A 13,745-nucleotide genomic window follows, 5' to 3' on the forward strand; every position below is an offset into this window, starting at 1 on the left:
ACCGGCGCCGGTGCGCTCGAAGGCGATCACGCGGTCACCTCGCGATACGCCGCCGGGTCGAAGCGGCGCAGGCGGAGACGGTACGCCCACGACGAGCCCGGCCACATGGTCGAGTTGCGGCCCGTCGCGTCGATGTACCAGCTGCTGCACCCGCCGGTCATCCACACCGTCGTCGCCGTCCGCTTGTCCAGCGCGGCGACGAATCGCGCCTGGGCCTCGGGGCGGGGCTCCACGGCTCGCAGGCCCTTGCGGCGCATGGTGTCGAGGGCCGACAGGACGTACGCGATCTGCGCCTCGATCATCAGCACGACCGAGTTGTGGCCGAGTCCGGTGTTCGGGCCCAGCAGCAGGAAGAGGTTCGGGAAGCCGGCGACCGTCGTGCCGCGGTACGCCTTCGGGCTGCCCTGCCAGTGCTCGGCCAGGCTGCGCCCGTCGCGGCCGCGGATGCGTTCGGTGATCGGCAGGTCGGTGACGCGGAAGCCGGTCCCGAAGACGATCACGTCGGCCGGATGCTCGGTGCCGTCGCGGGTGACGACGGCGTGCGGGCGGATCTCGGCGATCGGGTCGGTGACGACGTCGACGTTGTCGCGGGCGAGCGCCGGGTAGTAGTCGTCGGACTTGAGGATCCGTTTGCAGCCCATGCGGTACTGCGGCGAGAGTTTGGCCCGAAGTGCCGGGTCCTTGACGCCGCGGCGCAGGTTGCGCACGGCGGCCCGCTGGGCGAACCGCATGAGCGCCGGGCGCAGGAAGGCGATCACGGTCGCCTCGGTCCGCCAGTACACCAGTGTCCGCGCGAGTCGCTGGGCGCCGGGAACGCTGCGGTACATCCGCCGCTCCCACGCCCGCAGCGGCCGTTCGCCGCGGGCCACCACCCACGCCGGGGTGCGCTGGAACAGCGTCACCCGCCCCGCGGCGGGCTGGATCGCCGGCACGATCTGGATCGCGGACGCGCCGGTGCCGATCACGGCGACCCGCCGCCCGGCCAGCCGCACGCCGTGGTCCCAGCGCGAGGAGTGGAACGCCTCGCCCCGGAACGTCTCGAGGCCGGGCAGCTTCGGGATCACCGGTTCGTTGAGCGGGCCGCCGGCGGCGATGAGCACGTCCGCGGTCCACTCGCCGCGCGAGGTGGCGATCCGCCACCGGGCCTCGGCGGCGTCCCAGGCGGCCTGGCGCACCTCGGTGCCGAAGCGGATCGCGGGGCGCACGCCGAAGCGCTCGGCGCACTCGCGCAGGTACGCCCAGATCTCGGCCTGCGGCGAGTAGGTGCTCGACCACGCCGGATTCAGGGCGAAGGAGAAGGAGTACACCTGGGAGGGCACGTCGCACGCGCAGCCCGGATAGGCGTTGTCGCGCCAGGTGCCGCCCAGCTCGCCGGCGCGCTCGAAGATCACGAAGTCGTCGTGGCCGCGCCGGCGGAGCCGGATGGCCGCGCCGAGGCCGGCGAAGCCCGCGCCGATGATCGCGATCCGGGTATGCACTGGCGACCCCCTTGGTACTATCTGGTACCAAGGCACGTTACCATCGCGGGGCGCAACGGAGCCCGCCCCGGCACAGGGAGGGCCCCTTGCTGCCCGGCGGTGCCTCACATGCCCAGGAGGCGGTCCAGGTAGTCGCGGTAGCCGCGCACGGCCGCGCGCAGCCGCTCGGTGTCCTCGCCCTGGTGATCCTGCCACGCCGCGAGCTCGCGCCGCTGCGCCTGCAGGGCGTTGGTGATCTTTCCAACGGCCTCGCCGACCAGCGCGTCCGCCTCGCCGGCGACCGCGCGCGGGTCGTCGATGAAGCGCAGCTGCAGCTCCCGCCACCGCTCGCGCAGCCCGTCGACCGCGCCGTCGGCCCAGACCGCCCCGACGGCCGCCACGTCGACGGACCCCGGACGCGACCCGCTCTCCCCCGAGTCGACCTCCTCGGTCACCGGCTGCTCGATGGCGTCCGGACCGTCCGCGACGTCCACCGACCCCGCGCGGGCCTCGTCCTCGCGGTCGTCGGCCAGGACCGTGTCGCGGTCGACCACGTCGACGTCGTCGTGGGAGGCGGCGGTGTCCGGGCCGGCGGAGCCGGAGGCGTAGGTGCCTGCCGGGTACCGCTCCCCGTCCGGCTCCTCCCGGTGCGGGGCCCGGGCGGTGCCGACCGCGACGTCCTCGTGCTCGCCGTCGCGCTGGCCGGGAACGTGCGTCTGGTGCTGCTCCTGGTGCGTCATCGCGGTGTCCTCCCCCGGCCCTACGACCGGCTGCCGGTGTCGTGGGGCGCTGCGCGGCCGACGCGTTGTGCGGGGACGCCCGCGTGGTCGTCGCCGGTGCCGAGCAGCTCCGCGAACAGGGTGCGGTAGTGCACCACGGCCCGGCGCAGCTGCTCGGTGGTCGCCTCGTCGCGCTCGGAGAGCCGCGAGATCTCGTGGGCGTCGCGGTAGTGACCGAGCGTGCGGGCGTGCTCGACCGACAGGTGGGCGAGGTGGTCCTCGTAGTCACCGGTGGGGTAACCACGCTCGCCGATCACCCGCGTGAGGAGCGCGTCGGCGTCGCGCACGGCACCGTGCGGGTCGTCGAGGAAGCGGGCCTGGATCTCCTCCCACTGGGAGGTGTACCGGGCCCGCGCCGCGGGGTCGAGCTCCTTGATCTCCAGCTCGGCGTGGCGCCGTTCGCGCTCACGAAGCTCACGTTCGGCGGCGAGGCGGCTGTCCCGGTCGGCCACGGCCCGGTCGTACTCGGGGCCGAACCGGTTCCGCAGGGCCCGGCGCCGGGTGACGAACCAGATGCCGTAGCCGATCGCGGCGATCACGACCAGAAAAATGATCGTGACCAATACTTGGGTGGCTGTCATGGCGGTCCTCCTTCAATGGAGGTATTCCGCGCGGCGCCGCCCCTCAAACGGTGTCAGGAACCGACCAGGTGGTTGAGGAAGTCGCGATACCCGTAAACCGCCGCCCGCAGCTGCTCGGTGTCGTCGCGCCCCGACACGCGCCAGGTACTGAGCTGGTCCTTGCGCGCGTTGAGCGAGGCGGTCACCCCGGCGAGGGCGTCGTCGACCAGCCGCTCGGCCTCCCCGGCCGCGGTCTGCGGATCGTCGACGAAGCGCAGCTGCAGCTCCTGCCAGCGGGTCCGCACCTCGTACGCGTGCGCCTCGCTCGTCAGCGGCGCGGTCGCGAGGTAGCCGGGGCTGCCGCCGTAGGGGACCGAGGACATCGGCGCGGCCTGCGGCACCGCCGCCACCGCGGGCGGACGCGGGGCGGCCGGACCCGCCGGGGCCATCGGTCCGGCGGGGGCCACCGGAGCGCCCGGAGCCATCGGCGCCGCCGGCACCGCTGCCGGGGCGGCCGGGGCGGCGGGTACCGGAGGCACCGACGTCGCGACCTCGGCCTCCTCTTCCTCCTCCTTGCCGCCGCGCAGCAGGATCCATCCGCCCACCGCCAGGGCGAGCACCACCAGGCCGATCGTGATCGTCGTGGAGTTCATGCGCTCCTCCTCACAGTCCGAGGATTCGGTCGAGGAACTCGCGGTAGTCGCGCAGCGAGGCACGCAGGTTCTCGGTGTCCAGCCCCCGGGCGGCCCGCTGCTGGTGCAGCTGTCCGCGGCGGGCGTCCAGCGACGCGGTCAGCGAGGTGACCGCCTCCTGCACCAGCCGCTCCGCCTCCCCCGCGACCAGGTGCGGGTCGTCGATGAAGCGCAGCTGGAGCTCCTGCCACCGGCCCCGGATGCGTTGCCGGTCGGACTCGTTCCACAGCCCGGCCAGCGAGCCCGAGCCCGGCCGGGCCGAGCCGCCGGTCGGAGCCGGGGCCGAAGCCGAGACCGGGGCGGGGCCCGAGGCCGGAACCTGCGCCGAGGCCGAGACCGAGCCCGAGGCTGCGGCCGGGCCCGAGGCCGGCTCCGGGGAAACGCTGGGTGGTTCCGCGGGCGGGACATCCTCGTCAGCCTGGGGCGCCAGCTCGTCGCCTTCAGGTTGCATGCGCGCGTTCCTCTCCATCGGGAACTCGCGCGCTACCCCGGGGTACCGGGACAAAAGCCACTCTCCAGGGTGACCCGGCGTGACCGGCGCCACGCTTGAGGCTCTTCGCAAGCCGACCGCAAGTGCTCGCCAAGTCCTTGACGGCAGAGTGCGGAGCATGACGAACTCCTGCAAGTCCTGGGCCGGACCGACCTTCACCCCGACCGCTGCCGCCGGCTCAGCCGCGCGCTTGGACCAGGGCAAAAGCGCCGCTGGTACGCCATGACGCGGGCAGGCCTCGCTCCGCGCCCGCGGCCAGCCCGGCGACCACGTCGGACTTCACCGTCCGCAGGGCGGCGACCGGCCCCGGAAAGTACGCGCTGACCTCCTCGAACGGCGTGGTCGCCGGCCACGCCCGATCCCCGACCAGGCGGCGGTAGTTGAGATCCCCCTTGAGGATGGTCAGCTCCGCCGCCGCGAAGCGGGCCGCGAGCCCCGCCGGCGCGTCGTGGAACGTCAGCGGCGCGCAGTAGAAGTCCTCGGTGTGCAGTCGCAGTGTGCCGGCGCGCAGGGCCGCGTCGAGCCGCCCGCCGACCGCGCTGCCAGGCGGGAACCGGCGCAGCTCGGCGAGCACGTCGGCGGTGAGCGCGTCGGAGACGAAGTACGGCGCCGGCTTGACGTGCAGCTCGGCCCGCGATGCCCGCCCGGTGCGCAGCAGGAAGTCGATGAGCACCAGGTCGGGCAGCAGCTCCCGCCCGGCGTTGTCGGCGACCACGATCACCGCCCCGCCCCGGGCCAGCTCCCACAGCCGCTCGCTGTCGTCCACGAGCAGCTCGTCGACCCGCTCGGTGTGCCCCGCGACGAGCCGGAAACCCAGGTCGGCCCGGTTGCCCCAGAGCGCGGCCCGCACCAGCCCCGCCGCCTGCTCCGGCTCGGGCAGCTCCTGCAGCGCGTCGAGCTCGGCCAGCTCCCGCTCCCCCGGCAGGTCGGCGGCCTTCTGCGGCCCGAACGGGTCGATCCCCCGCCAGGCACCCTCACCGTAGTAGCCCACGGCCTCCAGCAGCCGCCGATAGAAGAAGTTCTCGGCGAAGAGGAACGGCACGTCGTACCACGACCGCCCGAACAGGTCCGCGCCCCACACCGCCCACGCCGCGGCGTCGTGCGCGCCGGCATCCAGCGGTGTCACGACCCGCTCCTGCAAGAGCATTTCAAGCCGCGCCTGTACGTCATGTGCGTACGGAAGATCCGCCAGCACCCGCCGCACGATCTTCGGGTGCCGGTCGCGCAGCACCGACTGCGGGAACGACCCCGGCTCGTTACTGAGGATGACGGATGGCTCGGTACGCATTGGGGCAGTATCGCCCGTAAACTCGAACCATGTCGTCGGACGATTGGTTCTACGCGCTCTTCGTGATCGGCGCCGCGCTGCTGATCGCCGTGCTCGTGCTGGCCGTCGTCCTGGCCGTGCGGGTGTGGAAGACGGGCAAGTATCTGCAGGCGATGGGCGTCGGCGGCCGGTGGGTCTTCTGGGGCGCGATCATCTACACGATCTTCCCGATCGACCTGCTACCCGACCCGATCTACCTCGACGACGTCGGCGTCCTCGGCGGCGCCCTCATCTACCTGAGCCGCCTGGCCGTGAAGGCGCGGCAGAACCGCCAGCAGCCGGGCGCCGGCCTGCCCCCGCAGGTCCAGCGCCGCCCGCCGCAGCGCACCCGCTGACGCCGGCGAACTTCGTCAGGGATTGCTCCGATCCCGGCCAACCCAGGCCCGCCCCGAAGGCTGACTTGTCCGCGCGGTAGATCCCGGACGCGTCGTCGAACCGGCCGACCGGGCGCTCCCTCTGCCGGAAGGTGACCTCCACCCGGCCGATCTCGTCGTGACCGAACTCGATGTAGCAGATGCCCCGGCGCGAGCGCTTGACCAACGCGGCCGGCGCAACCCCCCGCCCATCGACGACCACTCGAAATCCGCCAAAACGGTCGATTCGCGTCATGCCATCCTCGACGCATTCGCCGCGCCCAATGATCGACTCGCCACGGACTTCGGGGCGAGCGGGCGACCCGCGTTCCTGCGATGATCGGTGCATGAACGGCATCGCGGTTGTTCCCGTCCCCGCCCGGGTCGAGCCCGCGCCGGGCGTCACCTTCACCCTCCCGCCCCGGGCGGTCATCCGGTCGGACTCGGCCGCCGCCGGGGAGGCCCTCGCCACCGCGCTGCGACCCGCGACCGGGTTCGCGCTGCCCGTCGTCGAGCGGCACACGGAGCCGGACATCGAGCTGCGCCTCGGCGAGCCCGACCCCGCGCTCGCGGACATTTCCGAAGCTCCCGAATCGGGGTACGAGATCGTCGTGGAAAGCGGTCGCGTTGTCGTTCGGGGGCGAACCGAGGCCGGGCTGTTCCACGGCGTGCAGACGCTGCTGCAGTTGTTCCCGTCCGCCGTGGACAGCGGCACCGTCCAGCATGGACCGTGGACCGTCCCAGGTGGACGGATCCTCGACGCGCCCCGATACGCCTACCGCGGCGCGATGCTGGACGTCTCGCGGCACTTCTTCGGCGTCGACGCGCTGATACGGTTGGTCGACGAGCTCTCGCGGTACAAGCTCAATGTCCTGCATCTGCACCTCAGCGACGACCAGGGCTGGCGGATCGCGGTCGACGCGTGGCCGCGGCTGGCCACCGTGGGCGGCGCGACGCAGGTCGGGGGCGGTGCCGGTGGCTGCTACACGAAGGCCGAGTTCGCCGCGCTGGTCGCCCACGCGGCCGCGCGGCACGTCACGATCGTGCCCGAGATCGACATGCCGGGCCACACCAACGCGGCGCTGAGCGCGTATGCGCAGCTCAACGCGGACGGGGTCGCCCCCGGGGCGTACACGGGCGTCGACGTCGGCTTCAGCACGCTGGCCGTGGACCGCGAGGTGACCTACGACTTCGTGCGCGACGTGCTCGCCGAGGTCACCGCGCTCACCCCCGGGCCATACCTGCACATCGGCGGCGACGAGGCGAAGAGCACGTCCACAGAGGACTATCTGGCGTTCATGGGCCGCGTGCAGCCGATGGTGACCGCGCTGGGCAAGACGGTCGTCGGGTGGCACCAGATCGGCTCGGCGCGGCGGGAGCCGGGGCGGATCGTGCAGTACTGGGGCCACGAGCCGGAGCCGGACGAGGACCTGCGCGCGGCGCTCGCCGCGGGCGACCGGGTGCTGCTGTCGCCGGCGGACCGCGTGTACCTGGACATGAAGTACGACGCCGGGACCCGCATCGGGGTGGACTGGGCCGGGCACATCACGACGCGCACGGCGTACGACTGGGATCCCGGCACCCTGCTGCCCGGCCGGCCGGACGTCATCGGCGTCGAGGCTCCACTGTGGACCGAGACCGTCGCGACCGTCGCCGACATCGACCTGCTCACGTTCCCGCGCCTGGCGGCCGTCGCCGAGGTCGCGTGGTCGCCGCAGGCCGCCCGCGACTGGACATCGTTCCGTTCCCGCCTGGCCGCGCAGGGTCCACGGTGGACGCTGCGCGGGATCGGCTTCCACCCGGACCCGGAGATCCCCTGGGTTTAGCGCTTCCTGGGACTAGCGCTTCCGGGTTTAGTGCTTCCGGGTTCAGTGTTTCCGGGCGACCAGCACGTCGCGCAGGATCGCCTGGTCGACCCGGTGCTTGAACGACTGGTACGGTTCATCCTGCACGACCTCGAGCCCCGCGGCGGCCAGCAGTCCGGCGGCCAGCTCCCGTTTGGCCACGAACGTGTTCCACGCCACGCCCATCGCCCCGCCGGGCCGCAGCAGCCGCGCCCACACCGGCGCCGCCTCCGCGAGCAGGTCCTCCGGGCTGCGCACCAGACCCTTGCCCGCCGTGCGGCTGCCATGCTGTACGCCATACGGCGCATCGGTCACGATCAGGTCGAAGGTGCCGTCCTTGAAGAACTCCCGCGCCCGCACGGTGTCGGCGTTGACGACGTCGAGCAGCTGGACGGCGCCCGACTTGTAGTCGTCCCGATCGGCGGCCAGCTCGATGCGCAGCCGCTTCGCGACCACCTGCCGCTCCCGCCGCACCGGCCCGAATTCGGCCTTGTGCTTGATACGCTTACGCTTGAGCCAGGTCTGGATGAAGGTGGCGTACGCCTCGAAGTCCTTCTGGTCCCGATCTACGCCGGCCGCGTCGAACCCGTACATGAGCGCCTGGTTGAGCGTCGTCCCCCGCCCGCACAGCGGGTCGAGCACCCGGAACCGCCGCTGCAGCATCTGCGGCGCAAACTCCGAAGCCAGCAGCGTGACATTCAGCAGCAGCTTCGTGAACTGCTCATTCGTCTTACCCTGATACTTCTGGATCGTGATGAGATCATCGTCGAACCGGTCCAGCCGCGCCACCTCCACAGGCCGCAGCAACTCCCCGACGACCTCGAACAGCGCGTAGACCGACGAGAGGTTCCCGAGCACGGCGACATCCCCCGCGGAGAGCGAATCCGCCTCGAACGTCACATACGACACCCCGCCGACAACCCTGGTCCCGACCTCGGCAAGCCGCCCCCCGAGCACCCCCCGGTCGAACGCGACCAACTCGGCCCGCGTGAGCTCGACGGACGCGTCGGCATAGACCCGATTGGCGGAGGGCAGGATAAGCAGCGCATACAGTGCCATAGACCCCCCACCCTACCGACACGCCCGATACCGATGTGCATCCGCCGCCCCGCGTGATGTAGAGTTCCACGACAGGGGGCGATTGGCGCAGCGGGAGCGCGCTTCGTTCACACCGAAGAGGTCACTGGTTCGATCCCAGTATCGCCCACCGCCGAGGGTGAAGCCTGCTCATAGGGCTTCGCCCTCTTTCGCCGTCGGCGGTGGATTCCTCGCGCTCGCTTCGCTCGCTCCAGGCGGGGGGCTTCGCCACCCCGCACCCCCCGATACCTCGCTTTGCATCGGATCGGCTCGCTTCGCATCGGGACTACTGCGCTTCGCGTGAGGATTAGATCGCCGACATCGAGGACTGTGCGGTGCTCGCGGGGGGTTTTCGGTCGTTGGGGGGGCCTTGATCCGGTTATCGGGGCTCACCTGGCTTTACCTTCTGGTGGGCGCTGCTCACAGGCCGTCCATCGCCTCCGTGCCGTGTGTCAGGGCCGGGCGCAGTTGGTGGCGTCATTGCCTTTGCCGTTCGTAGCGGATACCACGCCGGAACGTTGTCTCCGTTCGAATTGACAGCTGCGGGATCGTGGGCTCGTTCCGCGGGCGGGTTATGGGCGGCGCGGGCGCAGCGCTCGGTGGCCGTGCCGGCGTTCCCCGACCATCGACCGACCCGCTCCATCACGCTGGCCGCTGCGGGCAGCACTTGATCATGAGCAGGTATGCGATCTCGCCCGGGCCTATGCCTCACCCGTCGAAGCGGGACCAGCGGAATCCGTGTTCGAGCAACGGCGTCAGGGTCCCGCGGTGGACCGCGCCGAAGCCTACGACAGCCTCGTTCTCGTCGCTGATGACCTGCGTGAGCAGGCCCGGGGCCACGAAGAACCGCCCGGCCGTGTAGGTCGGCAGGAACGGACTCAGGGGTACGGAACGCAGCATGCTCCACAGCGCGTTGAGGTGGGCGGTCAGCATGCAGTAGGTCGATGCGTGAAAGGGGGCGGCAATCATGGCTTCGTTGAGGGTGAACTGCAGGAGGAAGCGGCTGAGTGGCTCCTCTTCGAGGATCGTCTCCGGTTCCGCAGCGTAGGGGTCTTCGGTGAGCCATACGCGGGGGTCGACTTCACCTGGTTCCGTCGGTGGCCACGGGATGGACCAGTCCATCCCGGCCCCGTTCCACACGGCAACGACCAGTCGGTCGCCGAGCGGTCCGGAAACGCGGTGGGGCTCCGTCAGTACTGGGTCGTGGAATCTGTGGATTGCCGGGCGGAAGCGGGCCAAGCGGTGGAAGGCGGCCAACGCCTCCGGCAGGTTGTCCAGCTCGCCCGCCGTACTCTCTTCCTCGGCCGGCTCATGCTCCTCAGCGGGGAACCAGCCGAGGACGAATGACTCCAGGGCCTGGATCGGATTGGTTTCCACGAGGTCGACCCACTCCACCCCTGGCACCGGCCCGGGTGCCGGGATCGATCGGACCGCGTCCAGCATCTCGCGGGTCAGCGGCTGGTCGAGCTCCAATTCGGCGCGGTTGAAACTGGCAGGTTCCGTCGCCCCTCCCCTACAGAGCGCGGTGCCCAGCGGAATGCAGCCCCGATCCAGGCGGGCGAAGACGTGGATGGGCAGGGAGCCCCAGAATCGTGAGAGAAGGTCCGGAATCCTGTCACCGCGCAGGAGCACCTTGGTGGAGTCCTGAACGCCGCTGCCCTTCGGATCATCCCCGGGCGCGACGATCACCACGGTCGCGTCCGCGCCCACGCCGATTAGCGCTGGGCCCATCTCGTACCGGCGAAGCCCGGCTCCGGCGACGGACAGTGCCGCCGCCTCAGTAATCGGGGGCGGGAGCGTTCGCAACATGTAGTGACCCTATCCAGGAAGACGGACAGGGCGAATGATCGCGACTCGATACCCGCCCCAGCTATCCGAGTGACGATGGCTAGAGCAACGGGGGCAGCTCGTTGCGCCGATCCGAGGGGTCAACCGTGGGGGTCACCGGGGTGAACAGCCACGCACACCGGCGAACGCTCACGAACCTAGAACCGTTGCGGCACAACGAGTTTCGGCACGTCAGGCGCCGATACCATGGCGTTCACACCGAAGAGGTCACTGGTTCGATCCCAGTATCGCCCGCCGCAGGTCAGCGGCCGTTTCCCACCTCGGGAGGCGGCCTTTTTCCGACCCGTACAGCAGCGGGGCACTCAGCCCCCAGCCGCTTCAGCGCGTCGCGCGTGGCCGCCGACGATGCCTGCGAGTAGATCTCCATCGTGACCTTTGAAGTCAGCATGCCGGAGAATCTGCATGATCACCCGGGGGTGCACGTCCAGGTCAACCAGCAGGCTCGCACACGTCCGCCGAGCATCGTGCACCGTGACCTTGCGCAAGCGCCGCCCGCCGGACCCGGGTGTCCCACGAGCGCTCGCGAACGGCCGCGCTGTGACCGGTCACGACGTCGGCAAGAGAGTCTCTCGAACGACCACTGCCGCGACGAGCATGGCCAGCCCGGCGACGAACAAACTCCCAGCGCAAGCTGCACGTCGACGGGTCTGGGGTTGCCGCTCGTCACGGAAAACCTTGACCGCGCACACGAAGGCCGCAACAAGCGGTACCCCAGCGACCGCCCAGGCGACGAGGTTGAAGCGATTTTGTGTCGCCAATTCCGGCGAATCCTCGACGACGAGGTCATAGAGAGCCACGAGCGGTGCCGGGATCAGCAGGAGGTCGGCCAAGACCACCAGCAGTGCCAGAGGCCGACCGGCGTCGAACTGGTCGCGCTGCTCCATGCCGTCCCCTTGAGCTTCCACGCCATGTCCGCCGGTCTCGGCCGACCACCGCCACAACCTACACACCCTCATCGACGAAGGTAAGACAATGGACGAGTCGTCTGCGTGTCGGGCGTTGCGTGCTACTTCCACCAAACCCCAGCCAGACCGCCCCCGCAAGGCTGTCAGGCCGTCTTTCGGCCGTCGAAGGTCGGCCAACGATGCCAGGCAAATTACTCCCCTGGGCCGTCTGGGCCGTCGACCGGCGCCAGGCATCGACGTACAGCAGCAAAGTGCAGCAGCCGTACCCACAGAACCGACCTACACGGATTCGCCGCACGCCGACTGACCTCGAACGGCACCTCAACAGACCGCCTTGCCGACAGTTCACGCTGAAGAGGTCACTGGTTCGATCCCAGTATCGCCCACCGCAGGTCAAAGGCCGTTTCCGATCGCTGGAAGCGGCCTTGTGATCCGTTCAGGGGTCTAACTATTGCCCCACCCGGCGGGCGCCGCAGCCTGCCGCCAGACTGGAATGCGTTCCTGGTCCAGCCGGCACGCGAGCAGCGGCCCCGTGGTGAAGCACTCCGGCGGGGCGGACCAGCGCGGCGCCCGCGCGAGCACCGTCACCGCGCCGGTCTCGATGTCGAGGCGTGCGATCAGCGAGCCGCCGGCGGCGCCGCGGCCCGCGACCAGCAACCGGGTTCCCGTCAGGTCGCCGGCGGGCTCCCAGCCGTCGATGCGGCGAACGACCCGGCCGGTGGACGCGTCGAGCACGAGGTGATGGCCGTCCGGCGGGGGCGGCGTGGCGAGCATGTACCGATCGGTGAGGCCGCCCAGATCCGTCCGCCCGTCCAGGCGCCATCGTTCGCGGCCGGTGTCCGGGTCCAGCAGCACGGTCGGCCCGTCCTTCGACCGAGCGCAGACCGCCCGCCCGCACCACCAGAGCATCTCGCCGTCCGGCTCGGCCGTGCGTTGCCACAGCCGCCGGCCGGTGGCCAGGTCGAACACGGTGGTGCCGACGATGCTCCCCAGCCCGGCGCGGTAGACCAGCAGCCGGTCGCCGGAGATCGTGAGCTCGTCGACCTGCCCGGGATCCTCCAGGTGGACCGTCCGCACCACCTCGGCCGTCTCGGCGCTGTACAGCCACAGCGTGCCCTCGGCGTCGAGCATCGCGATCTGGACGCGATCGTCATGTATGGACACGACTCTCCGCCGGCCGCCCAGCGGCGTGACGAGCGACCAGCGCACGGCGCCGGAGCGGACATCGATGCCGGCCATATAGGGGGTCGACCGCTGCCGCTCCAGCTCCGGGTCAACGCCCGGCGGGTACATCTCGGCGACCACCACCCCAGCCGCGCATGCGCAGCCGTACACCGCCGGCACGTAGCCGGTGGTCCGCCACACCGGCGCACCGGTGGCGGCATCGAGCCCGAGCAGCGTCGACGCCGCCTTGCTCGTGCTGTCCTGGACCCCCACGACCACCCGCGCCTCGCCCACGGCGAGCAACTGCGTACCGGTCGCGGCCGGCACCGCCCACCGCCGGGCGCCGTCCGGCATCCGGTACGCCGCCAGGGAATCCCTCGACAGCACGTACATCGCGGACCCGTCGCCGTCGACCGCGCTCACCCCGTTGCCGCGCAGGACCACCGCCGGGTCCAGTGACATTCCTGGCCGCGCGCCCCCGGCCAGCCCCAGCACCGCGGCGAGGAGCAGGCCAAACCCCCGCCAGCGCCGGCCAGACCGCCGCGTCGCATCACGCGGGCTCACATCGAGATCGATCACCGTGACCGACGGTACCAAGCGCTCCCGTTCAACGCACCCCCTGTTCCAGCCCTCAATGGGGGGCTAACAGTGGGGTCACGGGAGCGAACGGCGGCGTACGACTACGAACGCTTGCGGACCTAGAACCGTTGCGGCACAACAGGTTTCGACCGGTCAGGCGCGGACGCAATGGCGTTCACACCGAAGAGATCACTGGTTCGATCCCAGTATCGCCCACCGCGCAACACCAGGTCAGGGGCCAGATCCGGAGATCAAGGATCTGGCCTCAAGATCATTCGACCGTCATTTGACCGTGGACCCAGCCCCAGCCGGTGGCACAGGTCACCACATCGTCTGGTGCGGAAGCGAGTGCCGGCCTGGACGATAGGACGGCTTGCGCCGCAAGATCAACCGCAGTCTTGCCCCCGGCGCCTCGGTGTAGGCATCCTGTCCAAGTCGTCTTCGCCAAGGGCTGGCCGCAGTACGAGTTCGACGGGATCGTCGGGATGAGCGTCAACGGCGACCGAGGATGCTGCCCATCTGGCACGAGATCTCCCGCGACGGAATCGCCAAACAGTCGCCGTCGCTCGTCGACAAAATCGCCCGGAACACCGCGGTAAGCACGGTGGCGGAGATCGCCGACGAGATCGCTGAGGTGGTTCAAGAAGCCGTCAATACGTGAGTGCGGATG

13 protein-coding genes, 1 tRNA gene and 1 pseudogene are annotated in these 13,745 nt (G+C 70.6%); 4 read left to right on the forward strand and 11 right to left on the reverse strand.

The window, feature by feature from the left end; translation table 11 throughout:
* Positions 1–26: 26 nt before the first annotated feature.
* From ACQPY0_RS46135 to ACQPY0_RS46160, 6 genes are all read right to left on the reverse strand, one after another.
* Positions 27–1,478, reverse strand: a complete 1,452-nt coding sequence (locus ACQPY0_RS46135; protein ID WP_432975871.1) for a flavin-containing monooxygenase — start codon at positions 1,476–1,478, stop codon at positions 27–29.
* A 104-nt stretch (positions 1,479–1,582) separates the two neighbouring features.
* Positions 1,583–2,197 (reverse strand): hypothetical protein, encoded by a 615-nt coding sequence (locus tag ACQPY0_RS46140; protein WP_432975874.1) that lies wholly within the window; start codon positions 2,195–2,197, stop codon positions 1,583–1,585.
* A gap of 20 nt (positions 2,198–2,217) precedes the next feature.
* Entirely contained in the window at positions 2,218–2,817 is a 600-nt protein-coding gene (locus ACQPY0_RS46145; RefSeq protein WP_432975877.1) for a hypothetical protein, read from the reverse strand.
* Positions 2,818–2,870: 53 nt separating this feature from the next.
* Entirely contained in the window at positions 2,871–3,449 is a 579-nt protein-coding gene (locus ACQPY0_RS46150; RefSeq protein ID WP_432975880.1) for a hypothetical protein, read from the reverse strand.
* Between the two features lie 10 nt (positions 3,450–3,459).
* Complete coding sequence (locus tag ACQPY0_RS46155; protein WP_432975883.1) at positions 3,460–3,939, reverse strand: hypothetical protein; 480 nt, start codon at positions 3,937–3,939, stop codon at positions 3,460–3,462.
* A gap of 217 nt (positions 3,940–4,156) precedes the next feature.
* Positions 4,157–5,266: a damage-control phosphatase ARMT1 family protein gene (locus tag ACQPY0_RS46160; protein WP_432975886.1), complete on the reverse strand. Its 1,110-nt coding sequence runs from the start codon at positions 5,264–5,266 to the stop codon at positions 4,157–4,159.
* Between the two features lie 29 nt (positions 5,267–5,295).
* On the opposite strand from ACQPY0_RS46160, the gene ACQPY0_RS46165 reads away from it, so the two are divergent.
* Both ACQPY0_RS46165 and ACQPY0_RS46170 read left to right on the forward strand, forming a co-directional pair.
* A complete protein-coding gene (locus ACQPY0_RS46165) occupies positions 5,296–5,640 on the forward strand; it encodes a hypothetical protein (protein ID WP_432975889.1) in 345 nt (114 codons plus the stop codon).
* A 365-nt stretch (positions 5,641–6,005) separates the two neighbouring features.
* Positions 6,006–7,484, forward strand: a complete 1,479-nt coding sequence (locus tag ACQPY0_RS46170) for a family 20 glycosylhydrolase (RefSeq protein WP_432975892.1) — start codon at positions 6,006–6,008, stop codon at positions 7,482–7,484.
* 42 nt (positions 7,485–7,526) lie between these two features.
* Here the strand turns inward: ACQPY0_RS46170 and ACQPY0_RS46175 are convergent, their stop codons facing one another.
* Complete coding sequence (locus ACQPY0_RS46175; protein ID WP_432975895.1) at positions 7,527–8,561, reverse strand: TRM11 family SAM-dependent methyltransferase; 1,035 nt, start codon at positions 8,559–8,561, stop codon at positions 7,527–7,529.
* A 76-nt stretch (positions 8,562–8,637) separates the two neighbouring features.
* Between ACQPY0_RS46175 and ACQPY0_RS46180 the strand changes: the two genes are divergently transcribed.
* A tRNA-Val gene (locus ACQPY0_RS46180) sits at positions 8,638–8,709 on the forward strand.
* Between the two features lie 578 nt (positions 8,710–9,287).
* Here ACQPY0_RS46180 and ACQPY0_RS46185 read toward each other — a convergent pair.
* From ACQPY0_RS46185 to ACQPY0_RS46200, 4 genes and pseudogenes are all read right to left on the reverse strand, one after another.
* Positions 9,288–10,388: a hypothetical protein gene (locus ACQPY0_RS46185; protein WP_432975898.1), complete on the reverse strand. Its 1,101-nt coding sequence runs from the start codon at positions 10,386–10,388 to the stop codon at positions 9,288–9,290.
* Between the two features lie 280 nt (positions 10,389–10,668).
* Positions 10,669–10,949: pseudogene (locus ACQPY0_RS46190) on the reverse strand (hypothetical protein); the annotation flags it as partial.
* Positions 10,950–10,972: 23 nt separating this feature from the next.
* Entirely contained in the window at positions 10,973–11,311 is a 339-nt protein-coding gene (locus tag ACQPY0_RS46195; protein ID WP_432975901.1) for a hypothetical protein, read from the reverse strand.
* A gap of 465 nt (positions 11,312–11,776) precedes the next feature.
* Positions 11,777–13,075, reverse strand: a complete 1,299-nt coding sequence (locus tag ACQPY0_RS46200) for a PQQ-binding-like beta-propeller repeat protein (RefSeq protein ID WP_432975904.1) — start codon at positions 13,073–13,075, stop codon at positions 11,777–11,779.
* 508 nt (positions 13,076–13,583) lie between these two features.
* Between ACQPY0_RS46200 and ACQPY0_RS46205 the strand changes: the two genes are divergently transcribed.
* Positions 13,584–13,736, forward strand: coding sequence for a hypothetical protein (locus ACQPY0_RS46205; RefSeq protein ID WP_432975907.1), 153 nt, complete (start codon positions 13,584–13,586; stop codon positions 13,734–13,736).
* Positions 13,737–13,745 lie beyond the last annotated feature (9 nt).

It is taken from the genome of Dactylosporangium sp. CA-233914 (assembly GCF_050942935.1).
Taxonomy (GTDB): domain Bacteria; phylum Actinomycetota; class Actinomycetes; order Mycobacteriales; family Micromonosporaceae; genus Dactylosporangium.

Excerpts from the sequence above, each read along its gene's own strand:
- ACQPY0_RS46145 (WP_432975877.1), bottom strand. The coding sequence starts at position 2,817 with ATGACAGCCACCCAAGTATTGGTCACGATCATTTTTCTGGTCGTGATC.
- ACQPY0_RS46205 (WP_432975907.1), top strand. The coding sequence starts at position 13,584 with ATGCTGCCCATCTGGCACGAGATCTCCCGCGACGGAATCGCCAAACAG.
- ACQPY0_RS46160 (WP_432975886.1), bottom strand. The coding sequence starts at position 5,266 with ATGCGTACCGAGCCATCCGTCATCCTCAGTAACGAGCCGGGGTCGTTC.
- ACQPY0_RS46185 (WP_432975898.1), bottom strand. The coding sequence starts at position 10,388 with ATGTTGCGAACGCTCCCGCCCCCGATTACTGAGGCGGCGGCACTGTCC.
- ACQPY0_RS46150 (WP_432975880.1), bottom strand. The coding sequence starts at position 3,449 with ATGAACTCCACGACGATCACGATCGGCCTGGTGGTGCTCGCCCTGGCG.
- ACQPY0_RS46170 (WP_432975892.1), top strand. The coding sequence starts at position 6,006 with ATGAACGGCATCGCGGTTGTTCCCGTCCCCGCCCGGGTCGAGCCCGCG.
- ACQPY0_RS46155 (WP_432975883.1), bottom strand. The coding sequence starts at position 3,939 with ATGCAACCTGAAGGCGACGAGCTGGCGCCCCAGGCTGACGAGGATGTC.
- ACQPY0_RS46175 (WP_432975895.1), bottom strand. The coding sequence starts at position 8,561 with ATGGCACTGTATGCGCTGCTTATCCTGCCCTCCGCCAATCGGGTCTAT.
- ACQPY0_RS46140 (WP_432975874.1), bottom strand. The coding sequence starts at position 2,197 with ATGACGCACCAGGAGCAGCACCAGACGCACGTTCCCGGCCAGCGCGAC.
- ACQPY0_RS46195 (WP_432975901.1), bottom strand. The coding sequence starts at position 11,311 with ATGGAGCAGCGCGACCAGTTCGACGCCGGTCGGCCTCTGGCACTGCTG.
- ACQPY0_RS46165 (WP_432975889.1), top strand. The coding sequence starts at position 5,296 with ATGTCGTCGGACGATTGGTTCTACGCGCTCTTCGTGATCGGCGCCGCG.